Consider the following 19099-nt stretch of genomic DNA (forward strand, 5'->3'; position numbering starts at 1 on the left):
TCAGATCAGCTGCGCGCGGTGATGCTTTCTTCCGCCGGATACAAAAAGGCGGATGCCCCGGTCTCAACCTGATCATACAGCACATTGATATGGGCCATGATCATCCGCACGCAGCCCGAACTTGCACGCCATCCAATGGATCGGGGAATGGGCGTGCCGTGGATACGCAGCATCGTGTCGCGATTGCCGACATAGAGATAGAGCGCCCGCGAACCCAAAGCATTGTTCGGCCCCGGCTCCATGCCATCGGCATATTGCGCATAGATCTCCGGTTCCCGCTCGATCATGTTCGCGGTCGGCGTCCAGCGCGGCCATTTCGCCTTGCGGCGGATGGTAAAGAAGCCCGGCTCATAAAGCCCGCCGCGCCCGATCGCCACGCCATAGCGCGTCGCCGTTCCGTCGGACTGGACGTGATACAAATAGCGGGCGATGGCATCGACATGGATATCGCCCGGCTTCAGATTGTCCTTCGCTTCTACCCGTGTCGGCAAAAGCCGCGGATGCACACCCCAGGGGTTTGATGTCGCCGGATCGAAATTCGGCGGCATGACCATCGCATCCCAGGCGGCCCATTGCGCCTCCTGCGATTGCGCAAAGGCCGGCAGGGATATTGCCGGCGAAAAGAGCGCGGCAGTCGTCACGATGAAATGGCGGCGGGTCAGCATGGCAGGCCTCGATGTCTGGTCGAACCCTTGACGCATTACTGATGGCCGTGGTCAATCATCCCGTGATCACGTTTGCCGGAGTTTGCGCCAAATCGCGTCACGCGCACGCGCCTCCGCCAAGTCTCGTGGCAAGAACGGTCCCACACTCTGTGACTGACGTCGCACCCGAAACCCACCCGGGCCCGGCGCAAAACTCTTGAAAAGCATTGTGCCAAATTCCTTCAACGGGAATTTGCCGCTCTGCACCACCGCACCCTTAACCAGGATCCCCACCCCGACTCTGCCCGAATTTGTATGCACAGCCGTCTGCACCACCATCTGCACCACGCGCTGCACGTCCGCCTTGGCCTAAACCCCCAGCAGCGCTGGCAATTCCCGCATGTCGTTAAACAAAATCGCCCCCTCCGCGACCAACCCCGGATGCGCTCCCTTCGGCGCATACCCAAAGCAGCGCATCCCGGCCAACCGCGCCGCCCGCGCGCCCGCAGCGCTGTCCTCGATCACCACGCAGGTCGCAGGGGAAACCCCCAACCGCCCGGCCGCATGCAGGTAAAGGTCCGGCGCAGGCTTGGGCCGCCCCATCGCCTGCCCGGAATACAGATGCCCCCGGAACCGCTCCACCAGCCCGTGCTGACCCAGCGTGATCTGCATCTTCTCGGGCGTGCCGTTGGACCCCATCGCATAGGGAATCCCTGCCTTATCAAGGGCATCCAGCACGCCAACCACACCGGGCACCAGCGGCACATGGGCGCGCAGCATGGCATACATCCGGTCATAGAAATCGGCGACCCATCCTTCCGGCAACCGCGCGCCATTGGCCCGCGCCTTCGCCGCCACCGTCTCCACCGTGCCACCGATATAGTCGCGCTCCAGATCCTCCAGCGTCAGGCAAAGCCCGTATCGTTCCAGATCATCGCGCACCATCACCAGCGTCGGATGCTCGCTGTCCACCACCACGCCATCGCAATCAAAGATCACCGCTGCAGGCTTCATTCCGGCGCCCGCAGCATCGTGACCAGCGTGTCGCCATAGCGGCGTTGGTCCAGCATTTCAAAGCCTTGCGGGATCACCGGGGCCATCCCCTCTTCCCAGACGATCATCGCGCCGGGGGCCAGCCAGCCGCCTTCGGCACAAGACGCCAACGCCTTCTCCCCCAACCCCTTCCCATAGGGCGGATCAAGGAAAACAAGGTCATAGCCCCCCTCCCGGCAAGGCCCCATCCGCGTGGCATCGCGCCGCAAAACTTCCGTCGCCCCCTCCGTCCGGGTCAGTTCGATGTTGCGCCGCAACAGCCCCCGCGCCGCCACGCCATCATCCACGAACACCGCCCCGGAAGCCCCGCGCGAGATCGCCTCAAGCCCCAGCGCCCCCGTCCCGGCAAACAGGTCCAGCACCCGCGCGCCGCTGATCGGGTCGCCATATCCCCCATTTATCAACAGGTTGAAAATCGACTCCCGCACCCGGTCCGATGTCGGGCGCAGATGCGCCTTGGCATCCCCCTCACCCACAGGCGCAAGGTGCAGCCCCCGGAACTGGCCGCCGATGATCCTCATCCTTTCAGCAGCGCCTTCAACTCGGTCGCCGGGTCAGCCACCACCGCGGCATCGGGTGATTTTCCCATCTCGATCAACCGCTTGCCCACCATATAGGCGCGGCTGTCATTCATCGCATCCACCGCCAGCAGCCGATCCCCCCGATAGTACCAGAACGACACCGAACCGCCTTCACCCGGCCGCGTGGCAATCCGGTCATAGCCGGTGTTCAGCCCGGCGATCTGCAACTTGCAGTCATACTGATCCGACCAGAACCACGGCTTCGCTTCATAATCCCGCCCTGCGCCAAGGATGTTTTCCGCCACCACCTCGGCCTGATCAATCGCGTTGCCCACCGATTCCAGCCGCAACCGCCCGCCCTGCCACGGGAAAGACGCACAATCCCCCGCCGCCCAGACATGCGGCGCCGATGTCCGCCCCAGCGCATCCGTCGCAATCCCGTTGTCCAGCGCGATCCCCGCCGCCTCGGCCAACGCGGTGCCGGGCACGATCCCCACCCCCGCAATCACGAAATCCGCTGGCAACTCTCGCCCGTCCGACAGCCGCACCCCAGACACCCGTCCCGCGCCCAGCAACCGCTCCAGCCCGGTGGATTCCAGTATCTTCACCCCATGCGCCGCATGCAGCGCGCGGAAATGGTCCGATGTCTCCGGTGCCGCCACCCGCTGCAAAATGCGCGGCGCCATTTCCAGCACGGTCACATCCAGCCCCAGCTTGGCCGCCACCGCCGCCGCCTCCAGCCCGATATAGCCACCCCCCACGATCACCAGCCGCCGCCCCGCCACGAACTCGGCCCGCATCGCATCCACATCGGCCAGCATCCGCACGGTATACACACCACCCAGATCACCCCCGATGGCCGCAGGCAACCGGCGCGGCACCGATCCCGTGGTCAGCACCAGATCGTCATACGCGATCGCCTCGCCCCCCACCGTCACCACCCGCGCGGCGGTGTCCAAGGCCTCGGCCCGCTGCCCCAAACGCAGCGTAATCCCCTGATCCGCATAGAAATCGGATGATCGCAGCCACAGCCGCTCTTCCTCCATCTCACCCATCAGATAGGCCTTGGAAAGCGGTGGCCGCTGATAGGGAGGCGCAGGCTCCTCGCCGATCATGGTGATCGCACCGTCAAAGCCCAGCGCGCGCAGCTTCGCCGCACAGGCCGCCCCGGCCTGCCCCGCCCCCACGATCACCACATGCGCCATGCCATCCCCTTCCGCCGCCCAAAGGCCAAATCTCTCTGGCCGAATTCAGGGCCGGACCCTATATCCCTGCCTTATTGGAACGCAACGCGAAGAGGGACGAGATATGACGATTTCCGTAGGCCAGACGCTGCCCGACGCCACCCTGATCCGGATGGGCGATGCCGGGGCCGAGGCTGTTTCCGTGAAAGAGGCCGCCAAAGGCCGCAAAGTGGTGATCTTCGCGGTGCCGGGTGCCTTTACCCCCACCTGCCATTCCGCCCATGTCCCCAGCTTCATCCGCACCAAGGATGCCTTCGCCGCCAAGGGCGTGGATGAAATCATCTGCGTCTCCGTCAACGATCCCTTCGTGATGAAAGCCTGGGGCGAAGCCACCGGCGCCGCCACCGCCGGCATCTCCATGCTGGCCGACGCGGACTCTAGCTTCACCAAGGCGATGGGCCTCGCCTTCGACGCGCCCCCCGTGGGCCTCCTCGCTCGCTCCAAACGCTATGCGCTCTATGCCGAAGATGGCGTGGTCAAGGCCCTCCACCTCGAGGAAAGCCCCGGCGCCTGCGAAATCTCCGCCGGTGAATCGCTGCTCAAGGCGATCTGATCCGGGGAGGGAAGTCACCCCACGAACCAAGACAGATCAGCCCCAATGCAAGGCAGGCCCGACGGTTCCAGTGGAGCCATCGGGCCTTCCGCCTTTAGGGCCGCGCACGACCCGGTGGGGGTGAGGCGACATGAGAAATCGCCCAATGGACGATTTTCTAGCCAAACGCCCGCGCTGTGGGCGGGCAGCGAGTGTCGGGCGCGAGTCGTGGCTTGGCCACGGACCAGACCCAAACGTCGCGCTGTGTTTAGATGGTCGGCGACGAAAGCAATTTGGCGAACTTCGTCGAAGCGACGCCACCCAAACTGCAAGACCATTTGGAACAGGTGCAGGAACTCACGGCGCAGTGAGGATGTAGGTTGGTTTGAACCCCACCCTACCGCTACCCTCGACAGTGCCGCACCGTAGGGTGCGCCAAGGCGCACCCTACGCACCACATGATGCAGAGTGACAAAGCGCTCGCCCGCCCAATACTCTCCCCCGAAGCGGAACGGAGAGCGGTATATGAGAAGATTTCTTCTCGGCGCTGCCTGCTTCGTCTCTGGTTGCTTGGACACGGACATTGCCCCCCTCTTCCTGACGGCGGAAGGCGCGGCATCCGTCTCCCTTCTCGCGTCGGGCGCCCAGTCCTTCCACTGCGTCGTTGCAGTCTACCTAATCCCACGACGCTCATCGCCACCCGCCACCCTGACCAATTTCGCGCCCTGGTCAGACCTCGCGATCACGCAGAGGTTGCCCGACACGGCGATCGAATTCCGTGTGCTGTCTAACGCGCAGCAATGCTGGACCCGGGCGATCGTGGCAGCCGCCGGTTCCACCGATCAGGACAGCCTCCTTTCCAAAGGTACCGTGCTCAACACCTTCAGCAGCAACGGCAAGGTTGCGGTCTTCGACCCGGAACGGGGCCTATTCATCGCGCTGAGCGGATGACCCCTCGTCCCACCGTCGTATCGTAATGGCATCGAATTCGACCCAGACCTCTCCCGCCAAGCGTCCCAGATCCACATCAGGGACCAGAAAGACGATGCAATCGACCCCGGGAACCCACGGACGGTTCAGCCGTCGTTTCAGCAAGAGCGCGCCGGAAAAGACTACCCGCCCCGCCTCGATCACCTCGCCTTGGACGGCATGGCCCCGATTCAGGTCCAACGCCTGACGCAACGCTTCGGGACAATCCGTCCAGATCACGTGGCCGGAGCCCTTCCCGTGGGGGATGCAAACGGAGTCGTTAACGGCAAGCCGCATCATCCCTAGCGCCCCTCACCATAGAACCACCGCACCGCCAGCGGCGCGAAAAGCACGGCGGCCGGCCCGACGAACAGCATCAGCCCGCCGATCCCGTCGAAATCCCGACCGCCCCCCGTCATGACCGCCGTCGCCGCCAAGGCAGCGACCATCGCCGTCACTACGCCGGCGCAGCGGGTCGCCCAGATCTCTCCGAAACGCGGAACGAGCTCCTGCATCACGAGGGCAAAGACGACGGCCGACGGAAGGTACCATGCCACCAACGCGAAGGGAATCGCGAACCCGGCCCCGATCATGGCGAAGAATGCCACGGCAAGGAAACTCGCAACCTCCCCCCGCATCAGCCCAGCCACCAATCCGGCGACGCATCCGCCAAAGACCACGCTCCCCGCCATCGTGACCAGCACGAAGCCGAGGAAGCGCGCATCCACACCGTTCCGCCGAAACCAGCCCAACACACCACCCTACCGCATCCCACCCCGTATCATGGACCGCCACGCCGCACCCCGCAACACCGTAGGGTGCGCCATCGCGCACCCTACTCCCCGTGACAGAACCACCCGCCCGTCACATCGCCGCCATGGGCATAGAACAGCCACAGCCGTTCGCCCCCCTCCGTCTCCACCCGCCAGTAATCGCGCGGGCCGGATCGCCAGTCGGGATCGTCCAGCCACCATTCCGGGGCAATCCGCTCTGGCCCCACCGCCATCCGCGTCACCAGATCGCGCCGCCGCCAGCGGAACCGGGCGGGGGGCGTCGGGTCATCCTCGGGCGCGCCCACCGGTTCGGGCCGGAACAGCCGCAACGGCCGCGCCCCCCGCCGGGGCCATTCCCCCACAAACGCCTCCGACCACGCCGCCGCCAGCACCTGCGCCCCCTTTTCCGGCAGATGGCTTTCGCCCGGATGGAACCGCGTCACCGCCTCGGTTCCCAGCCGCACACCCAGCTTGCCCAAGAGATCATCCATCGCCGCATCGCGCGCCAGCGTCGCCGCCGCCTCCCCCACCGGACCGCGATGCTGCACGGGCGAAATCGCCTCCACCTCCACCGCCTCCAGCCGCAGCATGTCGATCCCGAAACCGGCATCCAGATCGCCCAGTTTCATCCACAAGAGCGGACGAATCCGGTCCACCCGGTCCGACGCGCGGGCCAGCCCCACCTCGGCCACCTCCACCCGCCCATCGCTGCGAAAGGCCTGCAAGCGTATCCGCCGCGCCCCCCGCCCCTGCCGCGCCAGCCGCGCGCACAGGACCGGCAGCAGCCGGTCCACCGCCGCCTCCACATCCGCAAGCAGCCCGATGGGATCGGGCAGGCTGATCCGCGCCGCGAAATGCAAGGGCGCCCCCGCTGGCGTCACCGGCTCGGATTCCAGCCCCAGCGCCTGATCCAGCCGCTTCAGCACCGCCGCCCCGAACCGCCGCGCCAGCGCGGCGCGCGGCAGCACGGCAATGTCGTCGATCCGGCGCAGCCCCAGCCGCACCAGCCCCTCCACCGCCTCAGGCTCCAGCCGCAGCGCCGCCACCGGCAGCGGCCCCAGCGCCTGCCGCATCTTTCCCTCGGGCGCGATCACGCCACGCGGGCCTGCATCCCCCAAGGCCCCAGCCACAGGCAGGCTGCCGCCCTTTTCCCACCCCCGCCGCTTTGCCGCGCGCGACCGCGTCGCATGGGCCTCCTGCTGGATGGCATCGCCAGTACGCGCCACCTGCACCCCGCGCCCCGCATGGCGCGACAGCGCCCAGGCCGCCCCCGGCGTATCGGCAATCGCGGCGCGCAGGCTCAATCCCAGCGCCTCGCATTCCGTCTCCACCTGCGCCAGAAGCGCGGCCTCACCGCCGAACAGATGCGCGCAGCCCGTCAGATCCACCACCAGCCCCGCCGGCGGCTCTTCCGCCACCCAAGGGCTGAACTTGCCCGCCCAGCGGCGCAGCCCGGTCAGAAACGCCCCCTCCGCCACCGGATCGGCGGGCGCTGTCACCAGCGTGGGGCACATCGCCGTGGCATCGCGCAGCGGCTGGCCCACAGCCAGTCCCGCCGCCTCCGCCGCCGCCGACAGCGACACGATCACCTGCGCCCCGGCCCGATCCGCCACCACCGCCAAAGGCCCGGCCAGCCCCGCCGCACCACCCCGCGCATGGCGCAGCACCCGCTCGGCCGCAAGGCGCGGAAACCAAAGCGAAAGAATACGACGGCGACTCGGCTCCACCACAAATGTTCCTCCTTTGTTCCTTAAATTGGCAAACAAAGGGCACAAGTCCAGCCGCAAATGGCAACTTTCCGTGAATTGCGGAATTTGCCCCATCAACACCGTGACAACGTCACTTCACTGCGTCATTCTGTCCCATACAGTGACAGGATATTTCCAGTAGGGAGCCAAACGAATGAAATTTGCAGCCAAAGCCCTCGTCGCGGGCCTGATGATGGTGGCAGGCGTCGCCATCGCCGCCGAAGCGACCGATCCCACGGTCAAGGCCCGGCAAGAGCTGATGGACACGATCGGCATGAACACCGGTATTCTGGGCAAGATGGCCGGGGGCGAAACCCCCTTCGACGCCGCTGCCGCCGAAGCCGCGAAAACCGCCCTCGTCACGGCGGCCGGCGAAATCGCGGTCAAGTTCGAACCGCAGGCCACGGATCCGAAATCCACCGCCAAGGCGGATATCTGGACCAACTGGGAAGATTACCTGAAAAAGGCCGACGCCCTGAAAGCCGCAGCCGAAGGCCTCGATGCCACCACCGTCGAAGGTGTGCAGGCTGGCATGGGCGGCATCGGTGGGTCGTGCAAGGATTGCCACACCACCTATCGCATCCCGTCCTGATCAGACTGAATCCTGCAAAGAAAACCGCCCCCGCATCCGCTGCGGGGGCCTTTTGCTTTAACGCGTCACGTCACCCGCAATTCACGCGCGTGATGCGGCCCGTCCGGTCCACCTCGAAATTAAGCCGATCCGCGCTGTAATCCATCGTCACCGCCGTATCGGGATAAATCACGCGCACCGGCTTGTTGAACCGCATCCTGTCCAGATCGCTGGCAGGCGCGCCCACAAGGTATTGCAGATCCAGCGCCCCGCACTGGTTCACGCCCCCCGGCACCGGGCCGGGATCACCCGGATAGGGGTCTGAAACCGGAACGCAGGCCGCTGCCGCCAGCGCAAAGCCAAGCCCTGCCACCATCCTTGCAAGTTTCTGCATCGTCTTTCTCCTGTCAGGCCGCCATCGGGACGGATGGTCACGCCATCCCCACTGCACCCTTTCCGCCTACAGGGGCCAAGGCAAGCCCGCTGACGCGAACCGGCAAACACCCGCCGTTTCCCGCGTTGCAATTCGCGCCGCTTTCCCCCAGCCTGCACCCAAATCACTGAATGTGGAGGATTTGATGCGTACCCGCGCCGCCGTTGCCCTTGCCCCCGGCAAGCCGCTCGAAGTCATGGAAGTGAACCTCGAAGACCCGAAAGAAGGCGAGGTGCTGATCGAGATTAAGGCCACCGGCATCTGCCACACCGATGAATTCACCCTCTCGGGCGCCGATCCCGAAGGCCTGTTTCCCGCAATCCTCGGCCATGAAGGCGCAGGCGTGGTCATCAAATGCGGCCCCGGGGTTAAATCGCTCAAACCCGGCGATCACGTCATCCCGCTCTACACGCCCGAATGCCGCGAATGCCCCTCCTGCCTGTCGCAGAAAACCAACCTCTGCACCGCCATCCGCGCCACGCAGGGCCAGGGCCTGATGCCCGATGGCACCACCCGCTTCTCCATGCTCGATGGCACGCCCATCTTTCACTACATGGGCTGCTCCACCTTCGCCAATCACACCGTGATGCCCGAAATCGCGCTGGCCAAGGTTCGCGATGACGCCCCCTTCGAAAAGATCTGCTACATCGGCTGCGGCGTCACCACCGGCATCGGCGCGGTGCTGAACACCGCCAAGGTGGAAATCGGGGCCAAGGCCGTTGTCTTCGGTCTGGGCGGCATCGGCCTGAACGTGATCCAAGGCCTGAAAATGGCCGGGGCCGACATGATCATCGGCGTCGACATCAACGACGACAAGGAAGAATGGGGCGAAAAGTTCGGGATGACCCATTTCGTCAACCCAAAGAAACTGCCCGAAGGCATGACGGTCGTGCAGGCCATCGTCGACCTGACCAAAACCCCCTTCGACAAGATCGGCGGGGCCGACTACTCCTTCGATTGCACCGGCAACGTCAAGGTGATGCGCGACGCGCTGGAATGCACCCATCGCGGATGGGGTCAGTCCATCATCATCGGCGTGGCCCCCGCAGGCGCCACGATTGAAACCCGCCCCTTCCAGCTGGTCACGGGCCGCGTCTGGAAAGGCACCGCCTTCGGCGGCGCCCGCGGCCGCACCGATGTGCCAAAAATCGTGGACTGGTACATGGACGGCAAGATCGAGATCGACAGCATGATCACCCACGTCCTCCCGCTCGACCGCATCAACGAAGGCTTCGATCTGATGCACGCGGGCAAGTCGATCCGCGCTGTCGTGGTATTCTGATCCGGCGGGTGGGGTTCGGCCCCACCCTGCCCGTCCCGCCATGGCCGCAACGCCCGGAACGCTGTTTCTGAAATCAAAGGGGGTGGCGTTCACCCTCCACCCCTACGCCTATGACCCCTGCGCCGATGCGGTGGGCCTTGCCGCCGCGCAGGCGCTTGGTCTCGACCCCGCCCTCACCCTCAAGACCCTGATGGTGGAGGTGGACGGCAAACCCGCCTGCTGCGTCATCCCCTCCGACCGCCAGCTTTCCATGAAACGTGTGGCAGCCGCCTTCGGGGCCAAATCCGCCGCCATGATGCCCCCGGCCAAGGCCGAAAAGCTCACCGGCTACAAGGTCGGCGGCATCAGCCCCTTTGGCCCACGCCGCCCCGTCCCCACCGTGATCGAGGCGACCGCGACCACCTCTCCCAAAGTCTGGATCAACGCAGGCCAGCGCGGCCTGCTCCTCGGCATCGCGCCAAATGATGCGCTCGCCGCCATCCCGGCCACAGCCGCCCCCCTCATCGCCTGACCTTTCCCCCTTTCCCTTCCCCGCGCAAAGGCGCACCCTAGGGGCAGAAAAAGGACGACCCCATGCCCGAACCCCGCGCCCCGCGCCTCTGCGTCCTGATCGACGCCGACAATGTCCCCTCCGGCTATGCCGAAGCGATCTTCGAGGAAATCGCCAGCCTCGGCGAAGCCTCCGTCCGCCGCATCTATGGCGACTGGTCCGCCCAGCGCCTTGCCGGCTGGGCCAAGCAGGTGGCCGCCCTTGGCCTTGTCGCCGATCAGCAGTTTTCCAACACCAAGGGCAAGAACGCCTCGGACATCGGCCTTGTCATCGCCGCGATGGATTTCCTCCATTCCGGCCTGTTCGACGGCTTCGTCCTCGTCAGTTCCGACAGCGATTTCACCCGCCTCGCCGCCCGCATCCGCGAGCAGGGCCTTGATGTCTATGGCATCGGCGAAAAGAAGACGCCCGAAGCCTTCCGCATGGCCTGCAAACGCTTCATCTATGTTGAAAACCTCGGCACCGCCGAGGAAATCCCCGAGGCCCCCCCCGCCCGTGGCACCACCCGCGCCGAACCGGTTGAGGCCACGCCAAAACCCGGCGCCAAGGAAGCCCCGGCCAAGGCCATCCCCTTCATCATCGCCGCCATGCGCGCCATAGACCCCGATGCCGAATGGTATTCGCTGGGTCAGGTCGGCCAGTTCATCACCCAAGGCAATCCCGACTTCGACACCCGCACCTATGGCAGCGCGAAGCTCTCGGACCTCGTCCGCAAGATTTCCCGCTTCGAGGTGCGCCCCGGCCCCAGCGGCCAGTTGCAGATGCGCGACGTGGCCTGAAGAGGGCGGCCCCGCAAGGGACCGCCCGCCCGCGCTTACGGGGCCTTCATCTCGGCATAGTCCCCGCCCGTCCGCAGCGTCACGGTGACAGGCGCATCCGTCCGGTTGCGCCAGAACCAGCCGTGATTGCCGGTGAAAGCGGCGGTCAGTTCGCCCGCCTGCTCCGGCACGGCACGGCCCTGCTCATAGCTGACCTTCTGCCCGCTGCCATCGCCATGGGTGTCATAGTTCACGACACCCCCGTTCGCGGTCCATTCAAACCGGGCGGTCTGGCCCTCTTCCATCACCAGCTTCACCTCGATCCCCTCGCCGGGGGGCAGCGTATAGCTCACCTCGTCGCGCCATTCCGGCGCTGCGGGGGCGGCTTCCGCCACGGCCTCTGTGGGCGCAGCCGCGACCGGTGCAGGCTCTGCCGTCGCCGCCTCGGCAGGAGCTGCCTCGACAGGCACCGAAGCCTCGGGGGCAGCCGCCACGTCCGTCAAGTCAGCCCCGCCATCGCGCAGCACATCAGCCCCCACGATCGCCGCAATATCGGCCAACTGCGCCTCCATCCGCTCCAACCGCGCCATCACGGCCGGGTCCAGCACCACCGGCGCGGCGGCGGCATCCGCCTCGGCCTCGGCGTAAAGCTGCTGCTTGATCTGCCCCATCTCCGTCAGCCCCAGTACGGCGCCAAACCCCGTCGGGTCCATCCCGTATTCGGCGGGCAGATACACCACCCCCAACACACCCAGCGCCGCCGCCCCGGAAAGAAGCGTGGACCGGATCAACCCGCCCGACGTCGCCTTGACCCCGCGCACCTGTGCGCCTTCATTCGTCCTGTTCATGGAAAACTCCCTCAGGCCATGGCGAACCCGACAAGCTGCACGCCTGTCAGATAAAAGCCCAAACCCATCATGATGACATTGGCGCGGTAGGCCTGCGCAGCGAAGGACGGGCTTGCCCGCCAGCGCTGCATGACCAGCAGGATCACCGCCAGCGCGGTCAACTGCCCGATCTCCACCCCCGCATTGAAAGCCAGCAGGTTGACCAGCAACCCATCGGCCGAGATGTCGTATTCGATGATCTTCGACGCAAGCCCAAAGCCGTGCAGCAACCCAAAGACCAGCGTCGCCACCCGCGTATCCGGCTGCACCCCGAACCACGCGCGGAACGCACCAAGGTTGTCCAACGCCTTGTAGACGACGGAAAACCCGATGATAGCGTCGATGATATAGGCGTTGATCCCAAAGTCGAACCAGACGCCCAGCACCATCGTCACCGAATGGCCCACCGCGAAAAGCGATACGTAAAGCGCGATCTCGCGCATCCCGTACAGAAAGAAGATCACCCCGAAAAGAAAGAGGATGTGGTCATACCCCGTCACCATGTGCTTGGCGCCAAGGTACAGGAACGGGATCACCTGCGGTCCTGTGATCTCTTGAATATACCCCTTGTCGCCAAGGGTGACGGCATGGGCCAGCGCCCCGCCTGCCCAAACAAGGGCAAGGCCAAGCGTGGCCGCCAAAAGCCAGACGCGCGGCGGCGTCCGGAGGAAGATGTCCATGGATCATGTCCTGTCCTGAAACGACGGTCAGGCCATCGCCGCCCTTGGGCGGATCTGGCCGGCTTCGCAAGTCTCAGGTCAGGCCCTCGGTGGCCGTCGCGGCCCCTCGGACGCTGTTCCGGCAAACTCCCGCGCCAGGGCCACCCCCTGCGCCTTGCCCTGCGGCAGGGCCAGCACAGGCGCGGCGGACAAGATCACGCTGGCCGAATGGTCATGGTCGGTCGCGTCGTGGTGGCCGTGGGAATGGTCATGCCCATGATGATGCCCGTGATGATCCAGATGATCACCCGCCCCACCATGCAATACGGCATGTTCCGCCTGTGCCATCACGGCGGCAGGCCCGTGCGTCGCTGCATCGGCCACAGGGGCAACGACCAGCGCCAAAAGCGCCAGCATCGCCGCTACCCGCATCAAGACCGCACCGATCCCGCCCATCGCCCCACCAACACACGCGCCAGCACAGCCCGGCGCATCTTCCGCAAATAGGACGTGACCGGGGCACAGTACAACCCCACCCCCGCAAAACCGGCATCCGTGCGCCCACGCGCAGCCGCCTTGCACCGGCGCGGGGTTCCGCCCCGCCACCGAAACCCCTATTCTCCCCTCAGCAACGTATGGGGGACCACCATGCAGATCGAACTCGGCCTCGACACCTTCGGTGACACCAGCCTCGGCCCGGATGGGCATCTCAAACCGCATGACGCCGTGCTGCGTGATGTCGTCGAACAGGGCATCCTTGCCGATCAGGTCGGCATCCACTTCCTTGGCATCGGCGAACATCACCGCGCGGATTTCGCGGTTTCGGCCCCGGAAATCGTGCTCTCGGCCATCGCCGCCCGCACCAGCCGCATCCGGCTCGGCTCGGCGGTCACGGTCCTGTCCTCGGATGATCCGGTCCGCGTGTTTCAGCGCTTCTCGACCTTGAACGCCATCTGCACTGGCCGGGCCGAGGTGATCCTTGGGCGCGGCTCCTTTACCGAAAGCTTTCCCCTCTTCGGGTATGAGCTTCAGGATTACGAACGCCTGTTCGAAGAAAAGCTCGATCTCTTTGCCCATCTCATCCGCGATGAGGCGATCACCTGGTCGGGCGAAACCCGCGCGCCGCTCTATGACCAGCGCGTCTATCCCACCCTTGGCCCCGGCCTTCAGGTCTGGGTCGGCGTCGGCGGCAGCCCGGAATCCGTGGTCCGCGTTGTGCGCCACGATCTGCAACTGATGCTGGCCATCATCGGTGGCGACCCGCGCCGGTTCAAACCCTATGTCGATCTTTACCACCGCGCCTGCGCCCAGATGGGTCGCACGGTCAAACCCGTGGGCATCCACTCGCCGGGTCACATCGCCGCCACCGATGAACAGGCCGCCGAACAGCTTTGGCCGCATTACAAGGCGATGTTCGATCAGATCGGGGCTGAACGCGGCTGGCCCCCGGTCACACCCGACCGGTTCATGGGCGAAATTCGCAACGGCTCGCTTTATGTAGGCAGCCCGGAAACCGTGGCCCGCAAGATCGCGGCAGCGGTCACCGCGCTGGGGGTCGACCGGTTTGATATGAAATATTCAACCGGCCCAATGCCGCATGACCAGCTTTGCGAAAGCATCCGCCTCTATGGCGAACAGGTCATTCCAATGGTCAAGGACATGGTCGCAGGGGCCAAGGTCGCCGCCCAATAGGGCGGCGCACCCGCTCACGCAGCGCCGTCTCAGGGGGCCAGATGCGGCCGAAAGTCCGCAACGACCTCTTCATAAACCTGCCGCTTGAACGGCACGATCGAGGCGATCATTTCCCCCGCCCCGATCCACCGCCAGCGGCTGAACTCCGGGTGTTCACTATCGATCCGCACTTGGTCATCCCTGCCCAGAAAGCGGAACAGGAACCACTTCTGCCGTTGCCCGCGATACTTGCCGCCCCAGACCTTGCCCAAAAGTTCAGGCGGCAGGTCATAGGTCACCCAATCCTCGGTCTTGGCGACGAACTCCACCAGATCGGCGGTTACCCCGGTTTCTTCCCACAACTCGCGCAGCGCCGCCTTGCGGGGCTTTTCGCCCTCGTCGATCCCGCCCTGCGGCATCTGCCAGGCGGGATGGGGGGAATCGATGCGCTGCCCGGCAAAGATTTCGCCCTGCGCGTTGATCAGCACCACACCCACGCAGGGCCGGTAGGGCAAATTCGCCGTATCTGTCATGGCATGTCGGGGCCGCAGCGCGGCCCCGCTCCTTTCAGTTCTGCTCGGCCATTGCCGGGGCCACGGCGTTCAGCCCGCGCAGGATGTCCACGGCATAGGCCAGCTGGTAATCCTCATCGCGCAGCTTGGCCGCCTCTTCGATCTGCGCCCGCTCTTCTTCCAGCAGCTTGCGCTCATCCTCGCTCATGGAATCATTGGTGATGATCCCCCGCAGATCCGCCTCGGAAGACGGGTTCTGCGCGGCAGAGGCGGCTTCCTCCCCCTCGACCGGCGGCGTCACCACCGGCTGGTTCACCACGATATCCGGCATCACGCCCAGCGCCTGGATCGACCGGCCCGACGGCGTGTAATAGCGCGCCGTCGTCAACCGCATCGCGCCGTCCCCGCGCAGCGGCACCACCGTCTGCACTGACCCTTTGCCAAAGCTCTTGGTCCCCACCACGATCGCCCGGCGATGATCCTGCAACGCCCCCGCCACGATCTCGGATGCCGAGGCAGAGCCGCCATTGATCAGCATGACGATGGGCTTGCCTTCGGTCAGGTCGCCCGGCGTCGCGTTGAACCGCTCGCCATCCGATGCCTCGCGGCCCCGGGTCGACACGATCTCGCCCTTCTCAAGGAAAGCATCCGACACGCTGATCGCCTCGGTCAGCAGACCGCCGGGATTGTTGCGCAGGTCCAGAACAAAACCGTCGACATTCTCCATCCCGCCCAGCTCGTCGATGGATTTCTTCATCTGCTCTTCCAGCCCAGGCGTGGTCTGGTCGTTAAACGTCGTGATCCGCAGCACCACCGTCTTGCCGACAACACGGCTGCGCACCGCCGTCACCTTGATCGTGTCGCGGATGATCGACACGTCAAACGGCTCATCCACACCTTCGCGCACCACGGTGATGATGATCTCGGAACCGACCGGCCCCCGCATCATTTCCACGGCATCATCCAGCGTCAGGCCCAGCACGCTTTCGCCGTTCACATGGGTGATGAAATCGCCCGCCTCGATCCCCGCCGCATCGGCGGGCGTGTCGTCCATCGGCGACACCACCTTGACGAAACCCTCTTCCTGCGTGACCTCGATCCCAAGGCCCCCGAATTCGCCACGCGTCTGCACCTGCATGTCGTCGAAATCTTCCGGCGGCAGATAGCTGGAATGCGGATCAAGCGATGTCAGCATCCCGTTGATCGCTGCTTCGATCAGCTGCTCGCTGTCGACCTCTTCCACATATTGCGACCGGATGCGTTCAAAGATGTCCCCGAACAGATCAAGCTGCTGATAGACATTCTCGTTCCGCTCGGTCTCTTGCGCGATCAGCGGTCCCGCCACCTGCAAGGTAAGAATGGCTCCGGCCACCGTGCCGCCCACTGCGGCCATGACGAACTTCTTCATCTCGATCTCATTCCCTTCCTTCGGTGAACCAAGGTTCCGGGTCCACCGGATCGGCACCCTGCCGCAATTCCAAATAAAGCGTTTCCGTCTCGCGTGCGCCACCACCTTCTTGTGACGCGGCAAGGATGTCTGCAAGTTCCGGCTCTGCGCCCCCCATAAGGCCCAGCGGCGCACCCTGTGCCACCACCTCGCCCACTTCTCCATATACCGAACCAAGCCCCGCGAGGATCAATAGATAGCCCCCTCCCGGCTCCAGGATCATCACATTTCCGTAGTCGAGCAGCGGCCCCCGGTACCGGATCGTCGCAGGCCACGGTGCAGTGACCAGCGCACGGGGTCTTGTGGCAATCGTCAGCCCCGGCCGACGCACCCCTGCCGCATCTGCCTCGCCGGGGCGGCGCAGCACCGATCCCAGCACCGGGCGCGGCAAACGCCCCATGGCGCTGGCGAAATCCTCGCCATCCGTCGCATCAGGGGCCAGCCCCGTGGCAAAGGCCTCCAGCGTATCCGCGCTTTCCACCAGCCCGCGCAACACTTCGGGGTCTTCGGTGAACCGCCGGGGCAGTTCGGTCCGGTCGCTGATCGCCTGGCTCAGCGCCGTCCGCGCGGTCTGCGCCACGCTCAACCCGCGCGCCAGCGTCTCGCCCGCCGCCTCTTGCAAGGCGCGCAGATCGCGCAACTCCTGCAATTCCGCCCGCAACCGCGCCGCTTCGGCCTGCAAGGCGGGCGTCACATCGGCCAGCATCATCCCCGACCGCACCGTTCCCACCGGCCCCGTCGGATGCAACAGCAACAACGGCCCCGGCTCCGCCTCCAACTGCCCCAGCACGCCCACCAATTGCGAAATCCGGTCCCGCTGCGCGTTGAATTGCAGGCTCAGCGCCGTCTCGCGCAGCGATGCCTGCCGCAGCGCCTCGCGCAGCGCGCCCAGCCCATCCTCATAGGCGCGGATCGTCTGGGTCAGCGCGGCCACCCGGTCCCGCGCGCCCTCGGCCTCTTCCATTGCCGTCACGGCGGCCATCAGGTCACCCGCCGCCTGCGCTGCCTGTTCGGCGGCGGTATCGGCCAGCACCGGCTGCGCCAGCATCAGGCCAAGGCCAAGGCAAAGGGCGACGCGCAGCCTCATACGATCAGACTCTGCCCCGTCATTTCCGGCGGTTGCTCCAACCCCATCAACGCCAGCACAGTGGGCGCCAGATCGGCCAGCCGGCCCTGCCGCAGCCGCGCCCCCGCAGGCCCGCCCACAAGGATCACCGGCACCGGGTTTGTCGTATGCGCCGTATGCGGCCCGCCCGTCACCGGATCAATCATCTGCTCGCAATTACCATGATCGGCAGTCACGATCATCGCGCCGCCCGCCACGTCCAGCGCCGCCAGCGCATCGCCCAGCGCGGCATCCACCGCCTCGCAGGCGCGCATCGCGGCGGCCAGATCGCCGGTATGGCCCACCATATCGGGATTGGCGAAATTCACCACGATCAGGTCATAGCCATGCCGGATCGCGCCCACCAGCGCCGCCCCCACCTCGGGCGCGCTCATTTCCGGCTGAAGGTCATAGGTCGCCACCTTGGGCGATTTCGGCATGTCCCGATCTTCGCCCGCGAACGGCTCCTCCCGCCCGCCATTCAGGAAAAAGGTCACATGCGGATATTTCTCGGTCTCGGCCAACCGGAACTGCGTCCGCCCATGGGCCGCCACCCATTCCCCCAGCGAATTGGGGATCGACCGCTTCGGAAAAGCCGTCGCCATATAGGCGTTGTGGCCCTCGGAATATTCCACCATCCCCAGCATGGCCGACCATGCCGGTCGCCTGCCGGTATCGAACCCGTCAAACCCCGGCTGTCCCAGCGCGGCCAATATCTCCCGCGCCCGATCCGCCCGGAAGTTCAGGCAGAACAGCCCGTCCCCATCCCGCGCGCCCGCATAGCCGCCGATCACCGTGGGGGCCAGAAACTCATCCGTCTCACCCTTGGCATAGGATTGCGCCACGGCCTCCACGGCATCCGCTGCCACTTCGCCCTCGCCCCGCACCATCGCCGCAAAGGCGCGCGACACCCGCTCCCAGCGGTTATCCCGGTCCATCGCCCAATAGCGCCCCGTCACCGTGGCAATCCGCGCGCCCACCGGCAGCTTGGCCACCAGATCCGCCACAAACCCCGCCGCTGACGATGGCGCAACATCCCGCCCGTCGGTGATCGCGTGCAGCCAGACCGGTACCCCTGCCGCCGTCACCGCCCGACAGGCCGCGATCACATGGGTGATATGCCCATGTACCCCGCCATCCGACACCACGCCCATCAGATGCGCCACGCCGCCCGCAGCCTTTACCTTGGCGATGAACGCGCCCAGCGCCTCATTCTCGGCAAAAGACCCGTCCTCCACCGCCAGATCAATCGCCCCAAGGTCCATCGCCACCACGCGGCCCGCGCCGATATTGGTATGGCCCACCTCGGAATTGCCCATCTGCCCGCGCGGCAGGCCCACATCCGGGCCATGCGTGATCAGCGTGGCCTTCGGGCAACTCGCCCAGATGCGGTTGAAATTCGGCACATGCGCCTGCGCCGGGGCATTGCCCTCTCGCGTCTCCGAAAGCCCCCAGCCGTCAAGAATGCACAGCACGACGGGCTTTGGAACAGTCATGGCAGGATACCCCTTCTTGGTCTTGCAAGCTCAATACCGCCCCCGGCCCCATCCGGCAACGCACCCCGCAGCGCTGGCATCAAGTTTTCCGCCTTGGCTTTCCTGTCCAAGGTTGCCCCGGCCCAGAATCTTCCGCCACAACCCTCATCAGCGTCCGGATCGGCCCGTCTCCAATCCACCCCGGAATCGCACCAATCCCTACTCCAACGTTAACCTTAACGCCCGGTAAGCCCCCCGTGCGTAT

Annotated in this window: 22 protein-coding genes; 7 read left to right on the top strand and 15 right to left on the bottom strand. The window is 65.5% G+C overall.

The features are described from left to right. Nucleotides 1-5 precede the first annotated feature (5 nt). The 4 genes from RSE12_19950 to RSE12_19965 form a co-directional block, all read right to left on the bottom strand. Entirely contained in the window at nucleotides 6-665 is a 660-nt protein-coding gene (locus RSE12_19950; GenBank protein ID WRH62600.1) for a L,D-transpeptidase, read from the bottom strand. 348 nt (nucleotides 666-1013) lie between these two features. After that, nucleotides 1014-1658 (bottom strand): HAD-IA family hydrolase, encoded by a 645-nt coding sequence (locus RSE12_19955; protein ID WRH62601.1) that lies wholly within the window; start codon nucleotides 1656-1658, stop codon nucleotides 1014-1016. Next, nucleotides 1655-2218 carry a 16S rRNA (guanine(966)-N(2))-methyltransferase RsmD gene (gene rsmD / locus RSE12_19960; protein WRH62602.1) on the bottom strand — a complete coding sequence of 188 codons (564 nt, stop codon included), beginning with the start codon at nucleotides 2216-2218 and terminating at the stop codon, nucleotides 1655-1657. The genes RSE12_19955 and rsmD overlap by 4 nt, the downstream gene beginning before the upstream one ends. Then, the gene (locus RSE12_19965; protein WRH62603.1) at nucleotides 2215-3423 is read right to left on the bottom strand and encodes an FAD-dependent oxidoreductase; all 1209 of its coding nucleotides are present in this window, start codon (nucleotides 3421-3423) and stop codon (nucleotides 2215-2217) included. The genes rsmD and RSE12_19965 overlap by 4 nt, the downstream gene beginning before the upstream one ends. A gap of 103 nt (nucleotides 3424-3526) precedes the next feature. Here RSE12_19965 and RSE12_19970 point away from each other — a divergent pair, with 103 nt between their 5' ends. Then, nucleotides 3527-4015 carry a peroxiredoxin gene (locus RSE12_19970; GenBank protein ID WRH62604.1) on the top strand — a complete coding sequence of 163 codons (489 nt, stop codon included), beginning with the start codon at nucleotides 3527-3529 and terminating at the stop codon, nucleotides 4013-4015. A gap of 504 nt (nucleotides 4016-4519) precedes the next feature. Then, nucleotides 4520-4945: a hypothetical protein gene (locus RSE12_19975; protein ID WRH62605.1), complete on the top strand. Its 426-nt coding sequence runs from the start codon at nucleotides 4520-4522 to the stop codon at nucleotides 4943-4945. Here RSE12_19975 and RSE12_19980 read toward each other — a convergent pair. From RSE12_19980 to RSE12_19990, 3 genes are all read right to left on the bottom strand, one after another. Then, entirely contained in the window at nucleotides 4922-5263 is a 342-nt protein-coding gene (locus RSE12_19980) for a hypothetical protein (protein WRH62606.1), read from the bottom strand. The two genes, RSE12_19975 and RSE12_19980, sit on opposite strands and share 24 nt — an antisense overlap. 2 nt (nucleotides 5264-5265) lie before the next feature. Continuing rightward, nucleotides 5266-5715, bottom strand: coding sequence for a hypothetical protein (locus RSE12_19985; GenBank protein WRH62607.1), 450 nt, complete (start codon nucleotides 5713-5715; stop codon nucleotides 5266-5268). Between the two features lie 83 nt (nucleotides 5716-5798). Beyond that, nucleotides 5799-7463, bottom strand: coding sequence for a DNA polymerase Y family protein (locus tag RSE12_19990; GenBank protein WRH64881.1), 1665 nt, complete (start codon nucleotides 7461-7463; stop codon nucleotides 5799-5801). Nucleotides 7464-7638: 175 nt separating this feature from the next. On the opposite strand from RSE12_19990, the gene RSE12_19995 reads away from it, so the two are divergent. Next, nucleotides 7639-8076 carry a cytochrome c gene (locus RSE12_19995; GenBank protein ID WRH62608.1) on the top strand — a complete coding sequence of 146 codons (438 nt, stop codon included), beginning with the start codon at nucleotides 7639-7641 and terminating at the stop codon, nucleotides 8074-8076. Nucleotides 8077-8146: 70 nt separating this feature from the next. Here the strand turns inward: RSE12_19995 and RSE12_20000 are convergent, their stop codons facing one another. Continuing rightward, on the bottom strand, nucleotides 8147-8449 hold the full coding sequence (locus RSE12_20000; protein WRH62609.1) for an I78 family peptidase inhibitor: 303 nt from the start codon (nucleotides 8447-8449) through the stop codon (nucleotides 8147-8149). A 184-nt stretch (nucleotides 8450-8633) separates the two neighbouring features. On the opposite strand from RSE12_20000, the gene RSE12_20005 reads away from it, so the two are divergent. From RSE12_20005 to RSE12_20015, 3 genes are all read left to right on the top strand, one after another. Next, nucleotides 8634-9770 carry an S-(hydroxymethyl)glutathione dehydrogenase/class III alcohol dehydrogenase gene (locus RSE12_20005; GenBank protein ID WRH62610.1) on the top strand — a complete coding sequence of 379 codons (1137 nt, stop codon included), beginning with the start codon at nucleotides 8634-8636 and terminating at the stop codon, nucleotides 9768-9770. A 40-nt stretch (nucleotides 9771-9810) separates the two neighbouring features. Then, a complete protein-coding gene (locus tag RSE12_20010; protein ID WRH62611.1) occupies nucleotides 9811-10281 on the top strand; it encodes an aminoacyl-tRNA deacylase in 471 nt (156 codons plus the stop codon). A 62-nt stretch (nucleotides 10282-10343) separates the two neighbouring features. Then, complete coding sequence (locus tag RSE12_20015; protein WRH62612.1) at nucleotides 10344-11099, top strand: NYN domain-containing protein; 756 nt, start codon at nucleotides 10344-10346, stop codon at nucleotides 11097-11099. A 35-nt stretch (nucleotides 11100-11134) separates the two neighbouring features. On the opposite strand, the gene RSE12_20020 is transcribed toward RSE12_20015, so the two are convergent. From RSE12_20020 to RSE12_20030, 3 genes are all read right to left on the bottom strand, one after another. Then, entirely contained in the window at nucleotides 11135-11926 is a 792-nt protein-coding gene (locus tag RSE12_20020; protein WRH62613.1) for a hypothetical protein, read from the bottom strand. A gap of 11 nt (nucleotides 11927-11937) precedes the next feature. Continuing rightward, on the bottom strand, nucleotides 11938-12645 hold the full coding sequence (locus RSE12_20025; protein WRH62614.1) for a HupE/UreJ family protein: 708 nt from the start codon (nucleotides 12643-12645) through the stop codon (nucleotides 11938-11940). A 78-nt stretch (nucleotides 12646-12723) separates the two neighbouring features. After that, the gene (locus RSE12_20030; GenBank protein WRH62615.1) at nucleotides 12724-13080 is read right to left on the bottom strand and encodes a hypothetical protein; all 357 of its coding nucleotides are present in this window, start codon (nucleotides 13078-13080) and stop codon (nucleotides 12724-12726) included. A 192-nt stretch (nucleotides 13081-13272) separates the two neighbouring features. Here RSE12_20030 and RSE12_20035 point away from each other — a divergent pair, with 192 nt between their 5' ends. Continuing rightward, nucleotides 13273-14316: an LLM class flavin-dependent oxidoreductase gene (locus tag RSE12_20035; GenBank protein WRH62616.1), complete on the top strand. Its 1044-nt coding sequence runs from the start codon at nucleotides 13273-13275 to the stop codon at nucleotides 14314-14316. A 29-nt stretch (nucleotides 14317-14345) separates the two neighbouring features. Here the strand turns inward: RSE12_20035 and RSE12_20040 are convergent, their stop codons facing one another. Genes RSE12_20040 through gpmI form a run of 4 tightly spaced genes read right to left on the bottom strand, consistent with a single transcriptional unit; the run spans nucleotide 14346 to nucleotide 18855 of the window. Continuing rightward, nucleotides 14346-14828 (bottom strand): RNA pyrophosphohydrolase, encoded by a 483-nt coding sequence (locus RSE12_20040; protein ID WRH62617.1) that lies wholly within the window; start codon nucleotides 14826-14828, stop codon nucleotides 14346-14348. Nucleotides 14829-14862: 34 nt separating this feature from the next. After that, the gene (locus RSE12_20045) at nucleotides 14863-16215 is read right to left on the bottom strand and encodes a S41 family peptidase (protein WRH62618.1); all 1353 of its coding nucleotides are present in this window, start codon (nucleotides 16213-16215) and stop codon (nucleotides 14863-14865) included. A gap of 7 nt (nucleotides 16216-16222) precedes the next feature. Beyond that, complete coding sequence (locus tag RSE12_20050) at nucleotides 16223-17335, bottom strand: peptidoglycan DD-metalloendopeptidase family protein (protein ID WRH64882.1); 1113 nt, start codon at nucleotides 17333-17335, stop codon at nucleotides 16223-16225. 2 nt (nucleotides 17336-17337) lie between these two features. Then, complete coding sequence (gpmI, locus tag RSE12_20055) at nucleotides 17338-18855, bottom strand: 2,3-bisphosphoglycerate-independent phosphoglycerate mutase (protein ID WRH62619.1); 1518 nt, start codon at nucleotides 18853-18855, stop codon at nucleotides 17338-17340. Nucleotides 18856-19099: the final 244 nt, after the last annotated feature.

The sequence above is a fragment of the Fuscovulum sp. genome, from assembly GCA_035192965.1.
In the GTDB taxonomy this organism is placed as follows: domain Bacteria; phylum Pseudomonadota; class Alphaproteobacteria; order Rhodobacterales; family Rhodobacteraceae; genus Paragemmobacter.